This window comes from Pseudonocardia sp., assembly GCF_025465255.1.
In the GTDB taxonomy this organism is placed as follows: domain Bacteria; phylum Actinomycetota; class Actinomycetes; order Mycobacteriales; family Pseudonocardiaceae; genus Pseudonocardia.
In genome coordinates this window covers 1-3,844 of record NZ_JAODNI010000170.1, presented here as the reverse complement: position 1 = coordinate 3,844, position 3,844 = coordinate 1, and the positions used below count along the sequence as shown (strand labels likewise).

2 protein-coding genes and 1 pseudogene are annotated in these 3,844 nt (G+C 71.2%); all 3 read left to right on the top strand.

Annotated elements, in window-relative coordinates; all coding sequences use genetic code 11:
* Nucleotides 1-2,002 (top strand): LuxR family transcriptional regulator (locus JWP64_RS20665; protein ID WP_297499652.1); only part of this gene is annotated, 2,002 nt, incomplete at its 5' end.
* A 373-nt stretch (nt 2,003-2,375) separates the two neighbouring features.
* Nucleotides 2,376-2,993 (top strand): hypothetical protein, encoded by a 618-nt coding sequence (locus JWP64_RS20660; protein ID WP_297499650.1) that lies wholly within the window; start codon nt 2,376-2,378, stop codon nt 2,991-2,993.
* A 77-nt stretch (nt 2,994-3,070) separates the two neighbouring features.
* Nucleotides 3,071-3,844: pseudogene (locus JWP64_RS20655) on the top strand (peroxidase); the annotation flags it as partial.

The following is a 3,844-nucleotide window of genomic DNA, read 5'->3' as shown; positions in this document are numbered from 1 at the left end:
GGCGGCGGAGCAGCCGGGCCGGGGCGATCGGCTGTGGCGGGCGGCCGCCGCGCTGGGCATCACGGAGTCTGCCGCGGCGCCTGCCGAGGCCGCGCGAATGGTGACCTTCTGGCCGGAGGTGCGATTCTCCCACCCGCTCGTCCGCTCGGCGGTCTACCACTCCGCGGCCCCGGGTCAGTGTCGAGAGGTCCACCGGGCCCTCGCTGCGGCCTGCGACCCGCGGCTCTACGCAGTTCCCCGGGCCTGGCATCTGGCGGCGGCAGCCGCTGGGCCCGACGAACAGGTCGCGGCCTACCTGGAGGCGGCAGCCGAACGGGACAGGGGCCGCGGTGGCTATGCCGCCGCGGCCGCACTCCTGGAACGTGCGGCGCTGCTGACCCCCGACAAGGAGCGGCAGGCCGAACGGCACCTGTCAGCAGCACAGGCCCACGTGTTCGCGGGGTCGGTCGACCGGGCCGAGGCCCTGCTGACCGAGGCCACCAGATGCCTGCGGGATCCGCGGTCGACCGCGCAGGCCACCCAACTGGACGGCAGGATCCGGTTCCACCGGGGACGCGTCGCCGAGGCCACCTACGCCCTGGCCTCTTCGGCACGACGATTGACGCCGCTCGACCCCCGCGCCGCACGGGACACCATGCTCTTTGCACTGGAGGCAGCCGTGTTCGCCGGGTGGGCCCCCAGCGCCCCCCTCCTGCAGGAGATCGCACGGACAGCGCGCGACCTTCCACCCACAGGGGATCCTCCCGAAGCGGCTCCCAATCTGCTTCTGCAGTGCTGCACCGCCCGAGTGACGGGTGGGTATGAGACCGCCGTGCCGGCGGTGCGCCGCACGATCCAGGCCTTCCTGGCGGATGACGTGGACCCCGACGTCGCTCTCCGACGACTGGGACTGACCACCATCTCGGCAATCGATCTGCTGGACGACGCAGCGGTGGATCAGCTGACCGCGCGCTGGATCGACCTTGCCCGCGAAAGCGGCGCGTTGGCCAAGCTGGCCCCCGCGCTCGCTTTTCGGAGCGTGTTCGTCGACGGGCCCGCCGGGCGGCTGGCGGCGGCACGGGCGGCCGAGTCCGAGGCGCACGAGCTGGCCGAGGTGACCCACAACCCCGGCGTCGTCCCTCCCACGGCTGCACACACGCTGCTCACGCTCGCCCTGAGCGGCCACGAGGCGGAGGCGCGGGCCACCGCGGCGGCGGTCGCCGAAGAGGCCCCGCGCAGGGGCGCCGTCGGGGAGATGGCCATGGCGGCGTCCTTCCTCGGTGTGCTGGAGATCAGCCTCGGCAACTACGGCGCCGCCGTCGAATGCCTGCATCTGGCATTCACCGATGACACACCGCTCGTCGGAACCCCGGCACTGCCCGACCTGGTCGAGGCGGGCGTCCGCGGCGGCCGGCGCGACCTGGCAGAACGCGCACTCCAGCGGTTGGCGGACCGCGCGACCGCCACCGGCACGCCCGTCGCCCTGGGGCTGCTCGCCCGCTGCCAGGCCCTGCTCGCCGACCAGGACGACGCCCGACAGATGTACGAGGAGGCGATCGAGCAGCTGGGGCGGGCGCGAACCCCTCTGCAGCTCGCCCGCGCCCACCTGCTCTACGGCGAGTGGTTACGCCGCCAACGCCGGCGGCGGGAGGCGCGCGACCAGTTGCGCATCGCGCGCGACATGTTCGACGCCATGGGTCTGCACCCCTTCGCCGAACGGGCGAGCGTCGAGCTGCGGGCCACCGGCGAGCCCGCCCGGAAACGGGAACTGGGGACCCCGGAGGAGCTCACCCCCCAGGAGGCGCAGATCGCCGCCCTGGTGAGCCGCGGAGAAGCGAACCGGAAGATCGCCGCCCAGCTGTTCCTTAGCCCAAGCACTGTGGAATACCACCTGCGCAAGGTCTTCCGTAAGGTCGGGGTGACCTCTCGCACCCAGCTCGCCCACCGCGTCATCCACCAGCGGGTCGGCGTCCCCCAACCGATCTCCGCCCCCGAGCGTCCACTCATCGACGGACCTCGCTGACCCTGCGCCCACCACCGAGCGTCGTTCGTCGGAGCCCGGAGCAGATCGGCCCGCAGCCATCTGGAATCGGCTCCCGCTCGGCCCCGTGGACTAAGGATTTCGGGGATTCCGCGGTGTCTGCCGCGCCCTAGCGTAGTCGGCATCCGGCGTCGTCGAGCGGCTGCGAGGGTCGAGTCCGTCGAGGTCTCGGGCTGAGCGGACACGACCTGCGGAAAGCCGCCGGCGAGGTCTTTGGTGACCGGTGCCTTCTCCGCGGAGACGACATGCGCCTCAGGGAGTCGAGCGAATCTCGATCGATCAGGAAGGCACCGAGGTCACGACATCTCTCGCGATCAACGCGAGGGGTCACAGGTCAGATACAGGAGAGGACGCAATGGTATCCACAAGCGACGAGAAATCCGGGCTGGGTCTCAGCGACGGGGTGGTCTCCGAGCTGGCCACCTTCTGGGAGGTCCTGCCCGGCCACGAGGACGAGCTGCGCGGGGCGACGGAGCGGTTCGCCAGCACGCTCAGTGCGGTGGACCGGGACAAGAACCTCCACACCGGCCTGCGGGACCAGCGCCACGTGATCTTCGACAACGGGACCCGGCTCATGTGGGCCACGACGTTCGAGAACGACTGGGACCCCTACTTCGACGACTTCGTCCAGATCGGCATCGAGCACTTCCTGGACTGGCTGGAGCACACCAGGCAGTGGACCCACGTCTCGGAATGGCTCAAGGAATCGGGCGGGAGGGCGAACTTCCGCCTGGACAACCCCGACCTCGAGGCGCAGATGAAGCGCAGCGTCCCCGGCCTCAAGGCGATCGTCCAGTCCGTGCAGAGCCCGGCGACCGGCTACTTCAACAACCTGCGCGAGTACACGATGCCGGAGATCGTCAAGGGCCAGCGCGTGAACGCGGCGTTCCAGCGGGTGCTGGACAACCCCGCTGCCGAAGAAGCGCTGGCACACCCGGTGCTGAAGCCGCTGCTGGACGAGGCCGCGGACTGAACGCGGCCGGGCCGCGGGGGACGCCGTCCCCGCGGCCCGCGGCACCCACCACCGCTTGACTGCCCGAGGGGAACACGATGACCACGCAGAACGACACCACGTTGGAGCTGGGCGACATCCAAGCCGCCGCCCTGATGCCCCGGCCGCACCCGTACGCCGGCTCGTACGTGGCCGTGCGCATCGATGACCGGCGGGCGGGACGGGAGCTGCTGCGGCGGCTGATCCCGCTGCTGGAACCGGTCTCCTCCTACGACCCCACCCGGCCGGTCTCGCTGGGGGTGGGACTGAGCTACGCCGGGCTCGAGGCGCTCGGCGTCCCGGAGCAGTCACTGGCTACCTTCCCGGCCGAGTTCCGGCAGGGCATGGCCGCGCGCGCGGACTACATCGGCGACGTCGGGCAGAACGCGCCCGAGCACTGGGAGGCGCCGCTGGGATCAAAGGACGTGCACCTGGTGGTGGCCGCGCTGGCCCAGGACACCTCCCTGATGCAGACCCTGGTCATGCTGGCCGAGCACGCCGTGCGCGACCTCGACGGCGTCACCGCGATCTGGTCGCTGGACGTGCACGTGCCCCCGGACGGACGAGAGCAGTTCGGCTTCAAGGACAGCATCAGCCAGCCAGCGGTCGAGGGAACCGGCATCCTCGGCAGCAATCCGCACGAGGCCCCGCTGAAGCCCGGCGAGTTCGTCCTGGGCTACGAGGACGAGAACGGCGACCTGCCCCCGATCCCGCAGCCGGACGCGCTGGGCCGCAACGGCACCTATGCGGTCTTCCGCAAGCTGCACCAGAACGTCGCCGCGTTCCGCCGGTACCTGCACGAGAACGCCGCAGGCCCGGCCGAGGAGGAGCTG